Raw genomic sequence first — 15,562 nt, forward strand, 5'->3', positions numbered from 1 at the left:
GGAGAAACGTCTTGATTTTATTGAAGCGGCAACGTTGCCTGGGGAGGGTATTCAATGTGCGACATGCTCTAATCACTGCCGGTACAAAGGGATTGGGCCGAAAAGTGACTGAAATGCTTCTGGAAAAAGGCTTTTCTGTCACAGTGAATTACAGACAAGACGAAGAAGCGGTCGCCTGTCTGAAGGCGGATTATCCCGGGTGCCATGACAGATTGCAATTCGTTAAGGGCGATGTAACCCGGAAAGAAGATCTCATGCGGATCGCCGATGTAGCCCTTCAGCGGTTTGGAAGGATTGACATACTGATTAACAATGCCGGGCCGTACATATTTGAGCGCAAAAAGCTTGCCGATTACTCCGATGACGAATGGTATGACATGCTTGAAGGGAATTTAAGCGCCGTTTTCCATCTGTTTAAAGCGGTTATCCCGGTCATGAGACAGCAGCGGTTTGGCCGGATTATTACATACGGTTTTCAAGGAGCGGACCATGCCCCCGGCTGGCTTCACCGTTCCGCTTTCGGAGCGGCTAAAGTCGGATTGGCTTCGTTAACGAAAACCATTGCGATTGAAGAAGCTGAATCAGGCATTACGGCCAATATGGTCTGCCCGGGTGATATTGTAGGAGATATGAAAGAAGCGTCTATAGAGGAAGCAAGACGGAAAATCGGCAAAGAAAAGACGCCGATCGGCAGGTCCGGAACCGGAGAGGACATTGCGAGAATCATCGCCTTTTTATGTGAGGAAGATTCCGATCTTGTAACCGGAACGGTCATTGAAGCAACAGGCGGGCTGAATGTGATTAACAGGCATCAATCCCTGTAAGTTTTTTCGTTTGTCAAAAAGGGAACTTGATAAATATTAATTTTTTATGAGGTGAAAACGATGAAAGTGACTTATCACGGACATTCTGTCATTCAAGTGGAAACGAAAACCCATAACATTATTTTTGATCCGTTTCTGACCGGAAACAGTCTGACGAATTTGAAACCGGAAGAAGTGAAAGCGGATGTCATCCTGCTTACTCACGGACACAATGACCATGTCGGAGATACAGAGCAGATCGCTAAACAAAACGATGCGCTCGTCATTGCGCCGAACGAGCTGGCCGTTTATCTCGGCTTTAAAGGTTTAAAGGTCCACCCGATGCATATCGGCGGGGCGCGCCAATTTGATTTCGGCAAAGTGAAACTGACACAGGCATTCCACGGATCGGCGGTCACTGATGAAGAAAACAAAACCATTACGTACACGGGGATGCCTGCCGGGATTTTATTGACGATTGACGGCAAAACGATTTTCCACGCCGGAGACACGGCGCTGTTCTCAGATATGAAACTGATCGGGGAACTGAATCACATTGACCTGGCGTTTCTGCCGATCGGTGATAACTTCACCATGGGCCCTGAAGATGCAAAACTCGCGGCTGAATGGCTGAGAGCGAAACAGGTCGTTCCCGTTCATTACAATACATTTCCTGTCATTGAACAGGACCCTGACGCTTTCGCCGAAAGTCTGCCCGGAGGCGTCGGCAAAGTCATGGCGGTCGGCGAGACCATTGAGCTTGCCTGACATATGTGTCAAAGACCTTCTGAATCAAGCATTCAGAAGGTCTTTTTGTGATGCCGCCTTTTTTCGGGCGTCTCATTGCGAATGAATCCCCCGTACCCTTATAATAAAAGCAGAAGACTGTCCTTAGAGGTGAAACGCTTGGCAACAAAGCATGAACAAATCCTATCATACATAGATTCGCTTCCTGTCGGTGAAAAAATTTCGGTCAGAAGAATTGCGAAAGAAATGAAAGTCAGTGAAGGAACGGCTTACAGAGCCATTAAGGAAGCCGAAAACAAAGGATTCGTTTCCACTATTGAACGTGTGGGGACCATCCGGATTGAACAGAAGAAAAAAGAAAATATTGAAAAGCTGACATACGCCGAGGTCGTCAATGTGATAGACGGCCAGGTGCTCGGCGGAAAAGCCGGTCTGCATAAAACGTTGAATAAGTTTGTGATCGGCGCGATGGAGCTTGACGCGATGATGCGTTACACAGCGGCGGGGAACCTGTTAATCGTCGGGAACCGAATCAACGCCCACCGCCAGGCGCTTGAGGCGGGCGCAGCTGTTTTGGTAACAGGAGGGTTTAACACCGACGACAGCATTATCGAGCTGGCTGATATGCTTGAGCTTCCGATTCTCTCCACGAGCTACGATACCTTTACGGTAGCCGCGATGATCAACCGGGCGATCTATGATCAGCTCATAAAAAAAGAGATTGTGCTCGTGGAAGACATTTTGACGCCCGCAGATCGGACAGTGACGCTGTCCCCTAAGGATAAGCTGGAGAAATGGTATGAAAAGAACTATGAAACCGGACACGGCCGCTTCCCGGTTATCGATCAGCAGATGAAAATCCACGGAATCCTCACATCGAAAGATATCGCGGGGCATGACCGGTCAGTTCCGATTGAAAAAGTAATGACCAAAAACCCTGTCACGGTGATCGGGAAAACATCTGTCGCCTCAGCGGCTCAAATGATGGTTTGGGAAGGAATTGAAGTGCTTCCGGTGACAGACGGGCATCACAAACTGATCGGAATGATCAGCCGCCAGGATGTCTTAAAAGCGCTTCAAATGGTTCAAAAGCAGCCTCAGGTCGGTGAAAAGCTGGATGATATTGTTTCAAGGGGATTTAAAGAAGAGGAAGATGACAAAACGCCGGCCGTTTATCAATATGAAGTCACGCCGCAAATGACCAATCAGCTCGGCACGATTTCTTACGGGGTGTTTACGACGATTTTAACCCAGGCCGCCAGCCGATTTTTACGCTCCCGCAAACGCGGCGAGCTGGTCATTGAAAGCATTACGATTTTCTTCTTGAAGCCCGTACAGATGGAGTCGGTCATTGAAGTGAAACCGCGCATTTTAGAGGCGGGCCGGAAATTCGGGAAAATGGAAGTGGAAGTGTCAAGCCAAAGCGGCATCGTCTCAAAAGCGATGCTCATGGTGCAGCTGATGGAGAGAAGTTAAGGGACGCACCCGGGTCCCTTTGCATTCATTATGCGTGGTCCCTCTCCGCTTCCTTTGCATGGATGGGCTCATAATGCTTATAGGCTCTATACCCGGCCCATGCGCTGCCTGCTCCGATTAAAATGAAGACGCCGCCGATGACCAGGGTCAGGACGGAGTGAAACAGAATCATTTGGTTTACTCCGTACAAAAGCACCAGCGCACCTAATGCCATACTTGATTTAGCCGAAAAACATTCCTTCTCCAGCGCCCGTTTCGTCTGGATTCCTTTTACTTTGTAATACACGTAAAAGCAGGCAGAAAGCCCGATGAGAAAAACAAAAACCAGCATAAATGAAATCCTCCATTATATGAGTTTGCAAAACCGTTTATACCGTTACTGAAAGATTTTCCTTTTCCATGGATAAAGAGTATGATTAAATGAATAAAAACGAAAAGGAGAAAACGATGAAATCCGAACTGATCAGAACCATATCATTATATGACACCATTATCTTACATAGACATGTGAGGCCTGACCCGGACGCCTACGGTTCACAGTGCGGCCTTACGGAAATCCTGCGGGAAACGTATCCCGAAAAAAATATTTTTGCCGTCGGACAGCCTGAGCCGTCCTTGTCTTTTTTATATTCCCTCGATGAGGTGGATGACGAAACCTATAAAGATGCTCTTGTCATCGTGTGCGACACCGCAAACCAAGGCAGGGTCGACGATCAGCGCTACCATTCCGGCGCGAAGCTCATGAAAATAGACCACCATCCAAATGAAGATCCGTATGGCGATCTGTTATGGGTCGATACGAATGCAAGCTCCGTAAGCGAAATGATCTATGAGCTGTACCTGGAAGGAAAGCAGCACGGCTGGAAACTGAATACGAAAGCAGCTGAGCTGATCTACGCGGGTATCGTCGGTGATACGGGGCGCTTCTTATTCCCGAACACCACAAAAAAGACATTAAAATACGCGGGAGAGCTCATTGAGTTCCCATTTTCATCGTCAGAGCTGTTCAATCAATTGTATGAAACAAAATTAAATGTGGTGAAGCTTAACGGCTTTATTTATCAAAATGTGTCACTGTCTGAAAACGGCGTCGCTTCCGTTTTCATTAAAAAAGACATTTTGGAGACATATGGAACCACCGCTTCTGAAGCGTCGCAGCTTGTCGGAACACTCGGAAATATTTCGGGTATCCGCGCTTGGGTGTTTTTCGTAGAAGAAGACGATCAAATCAGAGTCCGGTTCCGTTCAAAAGGTCCGGTCATCAACGGAATTGCCCGGAAATACAATGGCGGCGGACATCCGCTTGCGGCCGGCGCATCCATCTTCAGCTGGGATGAAACCGATCAGATTCTTGCTGATCTGGAAGAGATATGTAACGAACACAAGTAGAGGGGAGACCCTCTTTCTTAGTGTTCATCTGTCACGGGGATGAACCAGCAGCCGAATTCAGTCAGGTCTTCGTAGACGCGGAGATTACAGATTTGGAGTTCTTTTTTTATGAGGGAAGCGAGTGTGTCTGTTTCTGCATATGCGGAATAGCCTTGTCTGATTCGGGCTGCATGATCTTTTGCCAAGCGTCGTTCACTAAAAACCTCCATTTTCCCTTCCTCCCTTCAGAATCATTGAAAATGTCTCATCTACAGTTTATAAAAAAGCGGAGAAAAAAGCGACAGATCTATGGAAAATTTTTAAAAATGACATAATTACGTCGCAAAAGAAATATGAATTTCGACAGACAATCTCGTATAAATCGTCAGTTCCTTTACTTCAGCTTTAAATTCCTTCTCATTTATGGTGTATATTTTGTTTTCGATCGTCCGTTTTAAAAGCTCCTTTGTTTTATACACGCTTTCAATATCCTTTGTGATGACTTCAGAAATATTATCTTTCACTTGTTCCTCAAATTTCATCTTGTCAGGCTGGGCGATTCTGTATTTTTCCCCATTGATCAGCTTCACATCAACACTTTGGATGAGCAGCCTTTGCTTATTATCCTCATTTAATTTATGAAGATCTTTCTGATAGATGGAGATTTGGTTTTTTAAATCCCGCGCGTGCTCCCGCTGCTTTTCAATTAACGTCACCTGTTCTTCCTGAAACGTTCCGTATGTAAACAGAAAGAACAGCCAGCTGACGATGGCTCCGCACATCATTCCCGCAAAAAAACGCTGCCATCCCGGTTTTTTATAATACTCGGGAATTCTCATGATGACATATTCTCCTGGGTCAGCCATGAAATAATCAGCCAGCCGGTCTGCGCGCCGCCCATTGCTGAAATAATTAAAAGAAGCTGTTTGAAGATGTCGCGCGTGTTGCCTTCAAACAGCCCCCGCTCGAAACTGTATACCGCGTCAAATGTTCCCCCGATGGCCGCGACAAGCGCCCAGATCTTCAGCCTGTTCGCCAATTTTGTGATCGCCGTCAGCGGAGGCTCGCCTGATAAATAAGCTCCGAGGCCGCCGATCAGCGCGCCGCCGAGCAACACACCGAGGGCGATAAAATAACTGCTGATGAAATTCGCCATAAATCCGGCTTCCTGATCCATATATACACCACCTCACTTTTCTATCATATTGAGCGAAACGGACAAGTATGATGATGAGTCAAAAAAGAACATTTGTTTCTTAAGAAAACCCGTCTTATAATGTAGAAAGGCAAAATGAACGTATGGGAAAGGAGTGGCGGCATTGTCTTTTGTTCACCTGCAAGTACATAGCGGCTACAGCCTGTTAAACAGCGCCGCTTCTGTAAAAGAGCTTGTTGCACAAGCGAAGGAACTCGGATATTCATCATTGGCGCTGACGGACGAAAATGTGATGTACGGCGCCATTGAGTTTTATAAAGCATGCAAATCAAACGGAATTAAGCCGATTATCGGTCTGACGGCTTCTATATACACGGACGATACGGAGCTTGAAGCACACCCGCTCATTCTTTTAGCAGAGACAAACACCGGATATCAGAACCTGGTGAAAATCTCAAGTGCGCTGCAATCCATGGCAAAGGGCGGTATGAAGCGAAAATGGATGAAGAGCTATCATGAGGGGCTGATCGCCATTACGCCCGGTGAAAACGGGTACATTGAAAGCCTGCTTCAAGCCGGGAAGTTTGAAGAAGCGGTCCGGGCTGCCGAAGGTTTCCGGGAGCTGTTCGGAGACGGCCGTTTTTATTTAGGGTACCAGCCGTTTAAAGGACATGAGACGTTATCAGAAGAGATTCTCCGCCTGTCAGCCGAAACGGAAATCGCTGTCTGCGCTGCGGGGGATGTCCGTTATATCAAGAAAGAAGATCAAGATGCGTACCGCTGTCTGTGCGCTATTAAAGCCGGAGAGAAATGGGAGGATCAGAGCGGGAATCTGCCGGACTTATACTTGAGGACGCCTGAAGAAATGGCAGAGTTTTACACGCGGCATCCGGAAGCGATTGAAGCAGCCGCGCGTATCGCCCGGCAATGCCGGGTCGATGTCAGCCTCGGACAGACACAGCTTCCGTCTTTTCCGGCGCCGGACGGCAAATCAGCCGATGACTATTTGGCGGAGATCTGTCATGAGGGGCTGCGCCTCCGTTTCGGGACTCCTGATGAGCGCGCTGTCCGCCGGCTTGAATATGAGCTGGACGTCATCAGGCGCATGAAATTCAGTGATTATTTTCTCATCGTATGGGACTTTATGAAGTACGCGCATGAAAAGGGCATTGTGACAGGCCCGGGAAGGGGGTCCGCGGCAGGCTCGCTTGTCGCTTACTCCCTTTTCATTACCGACGTGGATCCGCTTAAACATTCTCTGCTGTTTGAGAGGTTTCTTAATCCCGAGCGGATCAGCATGCCGGATATTGATATCGATTTCCCTGATACGAGAAGGGATGAGGTCATTCAGTATGTACAAAATAAGTACGGGGCCATGCACGTCGCCCAGATTATCACCTTCGGGACATTGGCCGCCAAGGCGGCGTTAAGGGATACTGGGAGAGTGTTCGGAATCAGCCCGAAAGAAGCCGACCAGCTTGCCCGCCTGATTCCGTCAAAACCGGGAATGACGCTTGAGGAGGCGAGGCGGCAGTCCGCTCAGCTGAACAGGCGGCTGTCCGAATCCGCCGTTCTTCATAAAGTGTTTCAGATCGCAAGGAAAATTGAAGGTCTTCCGCGGCACACGTCAACACACGCGGCGGGGGTCGTTCTCAGTAAAGAGCCGCTTTCTGAAGTTGTCCCTCTTCAAGAAGGGCATGAAGGCGTGTATTTAACGCAGTATGCGATGGATCACTTGGAAGATCTCGGTCTTTTAAAAATGGACTTTTTAGGTTTGCGCAACCTGACGCTTATTGAATCCATTAAAATGATGATTGAAAAAGAGACGAATACGAAAATTGATTTTTCCGAGATTTCTTATCAGGATGAAAAAACGTTCTCGCTATTGTCAAACGGTGATACGACGGGTATTTTCCAGCTGGAATCATCAGGAATGAGAAACGTGCTGAAACGCCTGAAGCCGTCAAGACTGGAAGACATTGTCGCGGTTAACGCGCTTTACAGGCCGGGACCGATGGAAAATATTCCGTTATTTATCGACCGGAAGCACGGGCGGGCGCGTGTGGAAGTGCCGCACGAGGACGTAAGAAATATTCTCAGTGACACTTACGGCGTCATCGTCTATCAAGAACAGATAATGATGATCGCTTCGCGCATGGCAGGGTTTTCATTAGGTGAAGCGGATCTGCTCAGACGGGCTGTCAGCAAAAAGCAAAAGGACATTCTGGACAGAGAGCGAAGCCATTTTGTTGAAGGGTGCTTAAAAAAGGAGTATTCTGTAGTCACTGCAAACGAGGTCTACGATCTGATTGTAAAATTCGCTAACTACGGATTCAACAGAAGCCATGCTGTCGCATACAGCATGATCGGCTATCAGCTCGCCTATTTAAAAGCCCATTATCCGTTATATTTTATGTGCGGGCTGTTGACGAGCGTCATCGGCAATGAGGACAAAATATCGCAATATCTGCATGAAGCGAAGGGGAGCGGGATTCAAGTCCTTCCGCCGTCAATAAACAAAAGCGGTTTTCCGTTTGCGCCGGAAAACGGAGCCGTCAGATACAGTTTGCGGGCCGTTAAAAACGTAGGCGTCTCGGCAGTGAAAGATATTTATAAAGCAAGAACACATAAACCGTTCGAGGATCTTTTCGATTTCTGCTTTCGCGTACCTGCAAAAAGCGTGAATCGGAAAACCATCGAAGCCCTTATATTTTCTGGCGCCATGGACGAATTCAATCAAAATCGCGCAGCCTTGCTGGCCTCCGTTGATGTGGCTTTAGAGCACGCTGAACTTTTTCGTGCAGACGATGACCAAATGGGATTGTTTTTGGAAGAATCGTTCTCCATTAAGCCAAAATATGTAGAGGCTGAGGAATTTCCGCTCGTGGACAAGCTTCGGTTCGAAAAAGAAGCTCTCGGTGTTTATTTCTCAAGCCATCCTTTGTCTGCTTTCAGGGATCTCCTGAAAAAACGGGGGGCGCAAGCGATCACAGCAGCGCGGCAGATGCCGAAGGGGCAGCTGTCAATCGGCGCTTTGCTCGCGGGCATCAAAACGATTCGGACAAAGACAGGTCAGCATATGGCGTTTCTCACATTAAGCGATGAAACGGGAGAAATGGAAGCCGTCGTGTTTCCTGACCAATATAGAAGGCTGTCTCCGCTGTTAGAAGAAGGCGCGCTTTTATTCGCCGCCGGGAAAATGGAAGAGCGTCAGGAGAAGACACAATTCATCATGTCATCCGCCTCTCTTCTTGAGCAGACGGAGGCAGACAGAGCGCCGTCTGTTTACATCAAAATCGAAGGCAGCCGGCACAATCAGGAGTTTTTGGAAAAGATGAAGCGTATTTTACTGGAGCATAAAGGGGAAACCGGCGTTTATCTTTATTATGAAAAAGACAAGCAGACGATCAGGCTGCCGGATACTTTTCATATTCAGGCGGACCATCAGGCGTTATACCGTTTAAAAGAGCTGCTGGGCCGCGAAAACGTCGTGTTAAAATAGTGGTAACAATAATCGTTTTGTTATACAATTGAAACAATTGTGCTATCTTATTTAAAGATTCTGAAATTTTTCACCTCCAGCGATTGTACCAGTCTATGCGGCAGAATATGTAACAAAGTACTTAAAAGGAGTGTTTAGAATGTCATTAAGAGAAGAAGCGTTACATTTACACAAAGTAAATCAAGGAAAGCTGGAATCAAAAGCAAAGGTAGAAGTCAGAAACGCGGACGACTTAAGCCTTGCCTACTCTCCCGGAGTAGCTGAGCCTTGTAAAGAGATTTATGACGATAAAAATAAAGTATATGATTATACAATGAAGGGGAACATGGTAGCAGTCGTAACAGACGGATCAGCCGTTCTCGGTCTCGGTAATATCGGGCCTGAAGCTTCTCTTCCGGTCATGGAAGGGAAAGCGGTGCTGTTCAAAAGTTTCGCGGGCGTGGATGCATTCCCGATCGCGCTTGACACAAACGATGTGGACAAAATCATTGACACTGTGAAGCTGCTTGCACCGACATTCGGCGGTGTCAACCTTGAAGATATTGCGGCGCCGAACTGCTTCATTATCGAAGAGCGCCTGAAAAAAGAAACAAACATTCCGGTTTTCCACGATGATCAGCACGGCACTGCCATCGTAACCGTTGCCGGACTTGTAAACGCGCTGAAATTATCAGGAAAATCCATGTCATCCATTAAAGTTGTGGCAAACGGAGCGGGAGCGGCAGGCATCGCGATCATCAAGCTTCTTTACCATTTCGGCGTACGCGACATCGTAATGTGCGACTCTAAAGGGGCGATTTACGAAGGGCGTCCGGCCGGCATGAACGCAGTGAAAAACGAAGTGGCGAAGTTTACAAACCAAGACCGCAACGACGGTTCGCTGCAGGATGTCATTAAAGATGCAGACGTCTTTATCGGCGTATCAGTCGAAGGCGCGCTGACGAAAGAAATGGTGGAAAGCATGGCGAAAGATCCGATTATCTTCGCAATGGCCAACCCGAATCCGGAAATCATGCCTGAAGACGCGCGCGCAGCCGGCGCAAGCGTAATCGGAACAGGCCGTTCTGATTTCCCGAACCAGGTCAACAACGTTCTGGCATTCCCTGGAATTTTCCGCGGCGCGCTTGACGTTCGCGCGACTCACATCAACGAAGAAATGAAAATTGCTGCGGTTGAAGCGATTGCTTCCCTCGTTTCAGAGGAAGAATTAAGCGCTGATTATGTCATCCCGGCTCCATTTGACAAACGTGTGGCTCCTGCCGTTGCGAAAGCTGTTGCGAAAGCAGCGATGGAAACGGGCGTCGCCAGAATTACGGTCGATCCTGAGGAAGTGGCTGAAAAAACAAGACAGCTCACAGTCATCGGCGAATAATAACACAAAAATGAAATGGCAGCGCGTTGGAAAAAAACAACGCGCTGCTGTTCAATATACGGACTGCTGGCATTTTTTTAAGGGCAGGTCTTAAAAAAATTTCAGCAGAATCCTTATTTCTTTTGAAAACGCTGACAGATAAGGCTGAACAACGCTTTTTACGGTATGAAATCCGTCCGTTTCCGTCTGTTTTGCAGCAAAAAATGTCGAATGGAGGATGACACCGTTTGACAAAAAAAGTACAATAGTTTCGGTAAAGTTATTATTAAGTCTATCTAATCGGAAGACATGCAGTGAAGAGAACCCTTCACAAAAGGGAGGTAATCATTTGTTAAAGGATATATTCATAAAAAAGAAAAAATATGCTTCCGTGCCGTCTGAGCAGGCAAAACATGATGTTCCGGAAGGCATTATGACAAAGTGCCCCAAATGTAAAAAAATCATGCTCACAAAAGAGTTAGATAAAAACCTGCGCGTCTGCATGAACTGCGGGCACCATTTCCCGATGAATGCAAAGCAGCGCATTGAAAGCCTCCTGGATGAAGATTCATTCGAAGAATTCAACCAGGGAATGATATCTGAAAACCCGCTCGGTTTCCCGGGATACTTAGAAAAAATCGAAAAAGACCGTGAGAAAACATCGCTGAATGAAGCGGTGGTTACCGGAAAAGGAACCATCGGCGGATTCCCGGCCGTGATCGCGATCATGGATTCAACATTCCGAATGGGCAGCATGGGTTCGGTTGTCGGCGAAAAAATCACGCTTGCAATTGAAAAAGCAAAAGAGGAAAAAGTCCCGTTTATCATCTTTACCGCTTCCGGCGGCGCACGTATGCAGGAGGGGGTCTTAAGCCTTATGCAAATGGCCAAGACAAGCTCTGCATTAAAACTGTTCAGTGAGGAGCAGGGACTGATTATTTCTGTCATGACCCATCCGACGACAGGCGGCGTATCGGCCAGTTTCGCGTCTCTCGGTGATTATAATTTCGCTGAACCGGGCGCCTTGATCGGATTTGCCGGAAGACGTATTATTGAACAGACGATCGGGGAAAAACTGCCGGAAGATTTCCAGACGGCGGAATTTTTATTAAAGCACGGCCAGCTTGATGCGGTGATTCACCGAAACGACATGAAAGACAAACTCGCATTTCTGCTGGACATGCACCAAACAGGAGGTGAGCATGAGTGGCTGCAAGATTAGAATTTGAAAAACCAGTGATTGAACTGCAGACGAAAATCGCCGAACTGAAAAAATTCACCCAAGATTCGGAGATGGATTTAAGCGCTGAAATCGCAAGGCTTGAAGACCGGCTAAGCAAGCTCCAGGATGAGATTTATAAAAACCTGAAGCCGTGGGACAGAGTGCAGATCGCACGCCTTCCCGACCGGCCGACGACGCTTGATTACATTCAATACCTGTTTACCGACTTTTTTGAGTGCCACGGAGACAGAACATACGGAGACGATGCTGCGATTGTCGGCGGAGTCGCCAAATATCACGGCATGCCGGTCACCGTCATCGGACATCAGCGCGGAAAAGACACGAAAGAAAACCTCGTCCGCAATTTCGGGATGCCTCACCCTGAGGGCTACCGCAAAGCGCTTCGTCTCATGAAGCAGGCGGATAAGTTCAACCGCCCGATTATCTGCTTCATCGACACGAAGGGAGCGTACCCGGGTAAAGCGGCGGAGGAACGGGGACAAAGTGAAGCCATCGCCAAGAACCTGTTCGAGATGGCCGGCCTGACAGTGCCTGTCGTTTGTATCGTCATCGGGGAAGGCGGCAGCGGAGGCGCGCTTGCATTAGGTGTGGGCAACCGCATGCTGATGCTTGAGAACTCGACGTATTCCGTTATTTCTCCTGAAGGAGCCGCGTCCATTTTGTGGAAAGACTCCAGCCTTGCGAAAAAAGCGGCCGAAACCATGAAGATTACTGCGCCCGATTTATTAGAATTAGGAATTATTGATGATATGATTAAAGAAGTGAAGGGCGGAGCTCACCATGATATCAAGCAGCAGGCGGGCTACATTGACGGTATTCTTAAAGAAACGTTAAAATCTCTTCTTCAAATGAACGCCGAAGAATTGATCTCACAGCGCTATGAAAAATATAAAGCAATCGGGAAAGTTTCGGTTGAAGATCAATATATCGGGGTAAACTGAATAGACGTGAAGCCTATGGCTCACGTTTATTTTTTGTGATTTTTGTGATATTCCTTAAATTTTATTTAAAAACAATTTATTTAATTGTATAATAGGTAAGGTTTCATGGGAGCTCAGGCGTCCCTTTTCATTGTTTTAGGGCAATGATCATGATATGTTTAACATATATATGTTGCTGAGGTGAATAGGAAATGAAGCGTATAGGAGTTTTAACGAGCGGCGGGGATTCCCCGGGTATGAACGCTGCGGTGCGCGCGGTTGTGCGGAAAGCTATCTACCACGACGTCGAAGTGTACGGAATTTATAACGGTTATTCAGGATTAATCAGCGGAAAAATAGAGAAACTGGAGCTTGGTTCGGTCGGTGACATCATCCACCGCGGCGGAACAAAGCTGTACACGGCCAGATGTCCTGAATTCAAAACAGTTGAAGGCCGTGAAAAAGGAATCGAAAATTTAAAGAAACTCGGCATTGAAGGTCTTGTCGTCATCGGCGGAGACGGTTCATACATGGGTGCGAAAAAATTAACGGAACACGGGTTTCCGTGTGTGGGTGTACCGGGTACGATAGATAATGACATCCCGGGAACTGATTTTACGATCGGATTTGATACGGCGCTAAATACCGTAATTGATGCGATTGATAAAATCCGTGACACCGCTACGTCTCATGAGCGTACATACGTTATTGAAGTGATGGGGCGCCATGCGGGCGACATTGCTTTATGGGCAGGTCTTGCAGGCGGAGCGGAATCAATTTTAATTCCTGAAGCGGACTACGATATGCAGGAAATTATCGGCCGTTTGAAGAGAGGGCACGACCGCGGCAAAAAACACAGTATCATCATCGTTGCAGAAGGGGTAGGCAGCGGGGTTGAATTCGGAAAACGCATCGAAGAAGAAACGAACCTTGAAACACGGGTATCCGTTTTAGGGCACATCCAGCGCGGCGGATCTCCAAGCGCTTCTGACCGGGTTCTTGCAAGCCGCCTCGGCGCTTACGCGGTTGAGCTTCTGCTTAAAGGAAAAGGCGGACGCTGCGTAGGTATACAAAACAACAAGCTTGTAGACCATGATATTATAGAAATTTTAGAATCAAAACATACTGTTGAACCAAACATGTATCAGCTTTCAAAAGAACTGTCTATTTAAGGCGGAAGAAGCTGAAGATTTCAGAAGGAAGTGAACGAGTTGAAAAAAACAAAAATCGTTTGTACAATCGGTCCGGCCAGTGAAAGTGTAGAAATGCTGACAAAATTGATGGAAGCGGGTATGAACGTTGCTCGTCTGAATTTTTCACACGGTGATTTCGAAGAGCACGGCGCAAGAATCAAAAACATCAGAGAAGCAAGCAAAAAGCTCGGCAAAAACGTGGGGATTCTCCTCGATACGAAAGGTCCGGAAATCCGCACGCACGATATGGAAAACGGCGCGCTTGAGCTTCAGGCGGGAAATGAAATTATCGTTTCTACGAAACAGGTGCTGGGAACGCTTGAAAAATTCTCAGTTTCTTATGAAGGCCTGGCAGACGACGTGTCAGCAGGGTCTATCATCCTGTTGGATGACGGTTTAATCGGATTGGAAGTGCTGGAATCAAATCCGGAAAAACACGAAATCAAAACAAAAATCTTAAACAGCGGCACGCTGAAAAATAAAAAAGGCGTAAACGTTCCCGGCGTCAGCGTCAACCTTCCCGGAATTACTGAAAAAGACGCCAAAGACATCGTATTCGGTATCGAGCAAGGCGTTGATTTCATCGCTGCGTCATTTGTACGCCGTTCTACGGATGTCCTGGAAATCCGCGAACTGCTTGAGGAGCATAACGCCTCTGACATTCAAATCATTCCTAAGATCGAGAACCAGGAAGGCGTGGACAACCTGGATGCGATCCTGGAAGTATCTGACGGCTTAATGGTAGCGCGCGGAGACCTCGGCGTAGAGATTCCGGCCGAAGAAGTGCCGCTCGTGCAAAAAGAAATGATCAAAAAATGCAACGCGCTCGGCAAACCGGTTATTACTGCGACTCAAATGCTTGACAGCATGCAGCGCAACCCTCGTCCGACACGCGCTGAAGCAAGTGACGTTGCCAACGCCATTTTCGACGGCACAGACGCTATCATGCTTTCCGGTGAGACGGCTGCGGGACAATATCCTGTCGAGGCGGTTCAAACAATGTTTAACATCGCCACACGCACGGAAGAATCTCTGAACTACAAAGAAATTCTGTCTAAACGCAGAGATCAGGTCGGCATGACGATTACCGATGCGATCGGCCAATCAGTTGCGCACACGGCGATCAATCTGAGTGCGGCAGCTATCGTTACCCCTACAGAAAGCGGCCATACGGCGCGTATGATCGCGAAATACCGTCCGCAGGCTCCGATTGTAGCCGTTACGGTTAATGAGTCTGTATCACGCAAACTCGGCCTTGTATTCGGTGTATTCCCGGCAAGCGGCCAAAACGCGAATTCAACCGATGAAATGCTTGAAGATGCGGTTCAAAAATCACTTGACAGCGGCATCGTGAAACGCGGTGATCTGATTGTCATTACAGCAGGTTCTGTCGGTGAATCAGGCACGACGAATCTGATGAAAGTCCACACTGTCGGCAGCGTTATCGCGAAAGGGCAAGGCATCGGACGCAAATCTGCATTCGGTCCGGTCGTTGTTGCAAAAAATGCGAAAGAAGCTGAACAAAAAATGACAGACGGCGCAGTATTGGTTGCTTCAAGCACTGACCGCGACATGATCGCTTCACTTGAAAAAGCATCAGCGCTCATCACTGAAGAAGGCGGTCTGACAAGCCATGCAGCCGTTGTCGGTTTAAGCTTGGGCATTCCGGTTATCGTCGGTCTGGAGAACGCAACTTCAGTTTTAACAGAAGGACAGGTTATCACAGTTGACGCTGCCCGCGGCGCTGTGTATGAAGGCCGCGCAAGCGTTCTTTAAACAGCTTTAAAAAAGAGAGGGGGGGTT

General features: G+C 47.7%; 14 protein-coding genes. 10 read left to right on the forward strand and 4 right to left on the reverse strand.

Going from position 1 to position 15,562, the window contains the following annotated elements:
- The first annotated feature begins 56 nt into the window (after positions 1-56).
- The 3 genes from CXL14_RS09555 to CXL14_RS09565 all read left to right on the forward strand — a co-directional run bounded on the left by CXL14_RS09555 (position 57) and on the right by CXL14_RS09565 (position 3,026).
- Positions 57-824, forward strand: coding sequence for an SDR family oxidoreductase (locus tag CXL14_RS09555; RefSeq protein WP_014418627.1), 768 nt, complete (start codon positions 57-59; stop codon positions 822-824).
- A 60-nt stretch (positions 825-884) separates the two neighbouring features.
- On the forward strand, positions 885-1,571 hold the full coding sequence (locus CXL14_RS09560; protein ID WP_007408057.1) for a metal-dependent hydrolase: 687 nt from the start codon (positions 885-887) through the stop codon (positions 1,569-1,571).
- Positions 1,572-1,709: 138 nt separating this feature from the next.
- Positions 1,710-3,026, forward strand: a complete 1,317-nt coding sequence (locus CXL14_RS09565; RefSeq protein WP_007408058.1) for a CBS domain-containing protein — start codon at positions 1,710-1,712, stop codon at positions 3,024-3,026.
- 28 nt (positions 3,027-3,054) lie between these two features.
- On the opposite strand, the gene CXL14_RS09570 is transcribed toward CXL14_RS09565, so the two are convergent.
- Complete coding sequence (locus tag CXL14_RS09570) at positions 3,055-3,357, reverse strand: YtpI family protein (protein ID WP_014418625.1); 303 nt, start codon at positions 3,355-3,357, stop codon at positions 3,055-3,057.
- Between the two features lie 116 nt (positions 3,358-3,473).
- On the opposite strand from CXL14_RS09570, the gene CXL14_RS09575 reads away from it, so the two are divergent.
- Entirely contained in the window at positions 3,474-4,415 is a 942-nt protein-coding gene (locus tag CXL14_RS09575; RefSeq protein ID WP_014418624.1) for a DHH family phosphoesterase, read from the forward strand.
- 17 nt (positions 4,416-4,432) lie between these two features.
- Here CXL14_RS09575 and CXL14_RS09580 read toward each other — a convergent pair whose 3' ends face one another.
- The 3 genes from CXL14_RS09580 to CXL14_RS09590 all read right to left on the reverse strand — a co-directional run bounded on the left by CXL14_RS09580 (position 4,433) and on the right by CXL14_RS09590 (position 5,571).
- The gene (locus tag CXL14_RS09580) at positions 4,433-4,624 is read right to left on the reverse strand and encodes a YtzJ family protein (protein ID WP_003152436.1); all 192 of its coding nucleotides are present in this window, start codon (positions 4,622-4,624) and stop codon (positions 4,433-4,435) included.
- A gap of 105 nt (positions 4,625-4,729) precedes the next feature.
- Positions 4,730-5,233, reverse strand: coding sequence for a sporulation membrane protein YtrI (ytrI, locus tag CXL14_RS09585; protein ID WP_007408062.1), 504 nt, complete (start codon positions 5,231-5,233; stop codon positions 4,730-4,732).
- Positions 5,230-5,571: a sporulation membrane protein YtrH gene (locus tag CXL14_RS09590; protein ID WP_003152438.1), complete on the reverse strand. Its 342-nt coding sequence runs from the start codon at positions 5,569-5,571 to the stop codon at positions 5,230-5,232. The genes ytrI and CXL14_RS09590 overlap by 4 nt, the downstream gene beginning before the upstream one ends.
- 142 nt (positions 5,572-5,713) lie before the next feature.
- Here CXL14_RS09590 and dnaE point away from each other — a divergent pair, with 142 nt between their 5' ends.
- The 6 genes from dnaE to pyk all read left to right on the forward strand — a co-directional run bounded on the left by dnaE (position 5,714) and on the right by pyk (position 15,535).
- Positions 5,714-9,052: a DNA polymerase III subunit alpha gene (gene dnaE / locus CXL14_RS09595; RefSeq protein WP_089072456.1), complete on the forward strand. Its 3,339-nt coding sequence runs from the start codon at positions 5,714-5,716 to the stop codon at positions 9,050-9,052.
- Positions 9,053-9,191: 139 nt separating this feature from the next.
- Positions 9,192-10,424, forward strand: coding sequence for an NADP-dependent malic enzyme (locus CXL14_RS09600; protein ID WP_007613079.1), 1,233 nt, complete (start codon positions 9,192-9,194; stop codon positions 10,422-10,424).
- A gap of 328 nt (positions 10,425-10,752) precedes the next feature.
- Positions 10,753-11,625: an acetyl-CoA carboxylase, carboxyltransferase subunit beta gene (gene accD / locus CXL14_RS09605; RefSeq protein WP_014418622.1), complete on the forward strand. Its 873-nt coding sequence runs from the start codon at positions 10,753-10,755 to the stop codon at positions 11,623-11,625.
- On the forward strand, positions 11,610-12,587 hold the full coding sequence (gene accA, locus CXL14_RS09610; protein ID WP_014418621.1) for an acetyl-CoA carboxylase carboxyl transferase subunit alpha: 978 nt from the start codon (positions 11,610-11,612) through the stop codon (positions 12,585-12,587). Before accD ends, accA begins: the two co-directional genes overlap by 16 nt.
- Before the next feature lie 191 nt (positions 12,588-12,778).
- Positions 12,779-13,738: a 6-phosphofructokinase gene (gene pfkA, locus CXL14_RS09615; protein ID WP_007408068.1), complete on the forward strand. Its 960-nt coding sequence runs from the start codon at positions 12,779-12,781 to the stop codon at positions 13,736-13,738.
- 39 nt (positions 13,739-13,777) lie between these two features.
- Positions 13,778-15,535, forward strand: a complete 1,758-nt coding sequence (gene pyk, locus CXL14_RS09620) for a pyruvate kinase (protein WP_007408069.1) — start codon at positions 13,778-13,780, stop codon at positions 15,533-15,535.
- Positions 15,536-15,562 lie beyond the last annotated feature (27 nt).

Source organism: Bacillus sp. SJ-10, from assembly GCF_002843505.1.
In the GTDB taxonomy this organism is placed as follows: domain Bacteria; phylum Bacillota; class Bacilli; order Bacillales; family Bacillaceae; genus Bacillus; species Bacillus velezensis.

Coding starts and splice junctions, on each gene's coding strand:
- CXL14_RS09560 (WP_007408057.1), top strand. CDS start 885: ATGAAAGTGACTTATCACGGACATTCTGTCATTCAAGTGGAAACGAAA.
- CXL14_RS09570 (WP_014418625.1), bottom strand. CDS start 3,357: ATGCTGGTTTTTGTTTTTCTCATCGGGCTTTCTGCCTGCTTTTACGTG.
- CXL14_RS09575 (WP_014418624.1), top strand. CDS start 3,474: ATGAAATCCGAACTGATCAGAACCATATCATTATATGACACCATTATC.
- CXL14_RS09580 (WP_003152436.1), bottom strand. CDS start 4,624: ATGGAGGTTTTTAGTGAACGACGCTTGGCAAAAGATCATGCAGCCCGA.
- ytrI (WP_007408062.1), bottom strand. CDS start 5,233: ATGAGAATTCCCGAGTATTATAAAAAACCGGGATGGCAGCGTTTTTTT.
- CXL14_RS09590 (WP_003152438.1), bottom strand. CDS start 5,571: ATGGATCAGGAAGCCGGATTTATGGCGAATTTCATCAGCAGTTATTTT.
- CXL14_RS09600 (WP_007613079.1), top strand. CDS start 9,192: ATGTCATTAAGAGAAGAAGCGTTACATTTACACAAAGTAAATCAAGGA.
- pfkA (WP_007408068.1), top strand. CDS start 12,779: ATGAAGCGTATAGGAGTTTTAACGAGCGGCGGGGATTCCCCGGGTATG.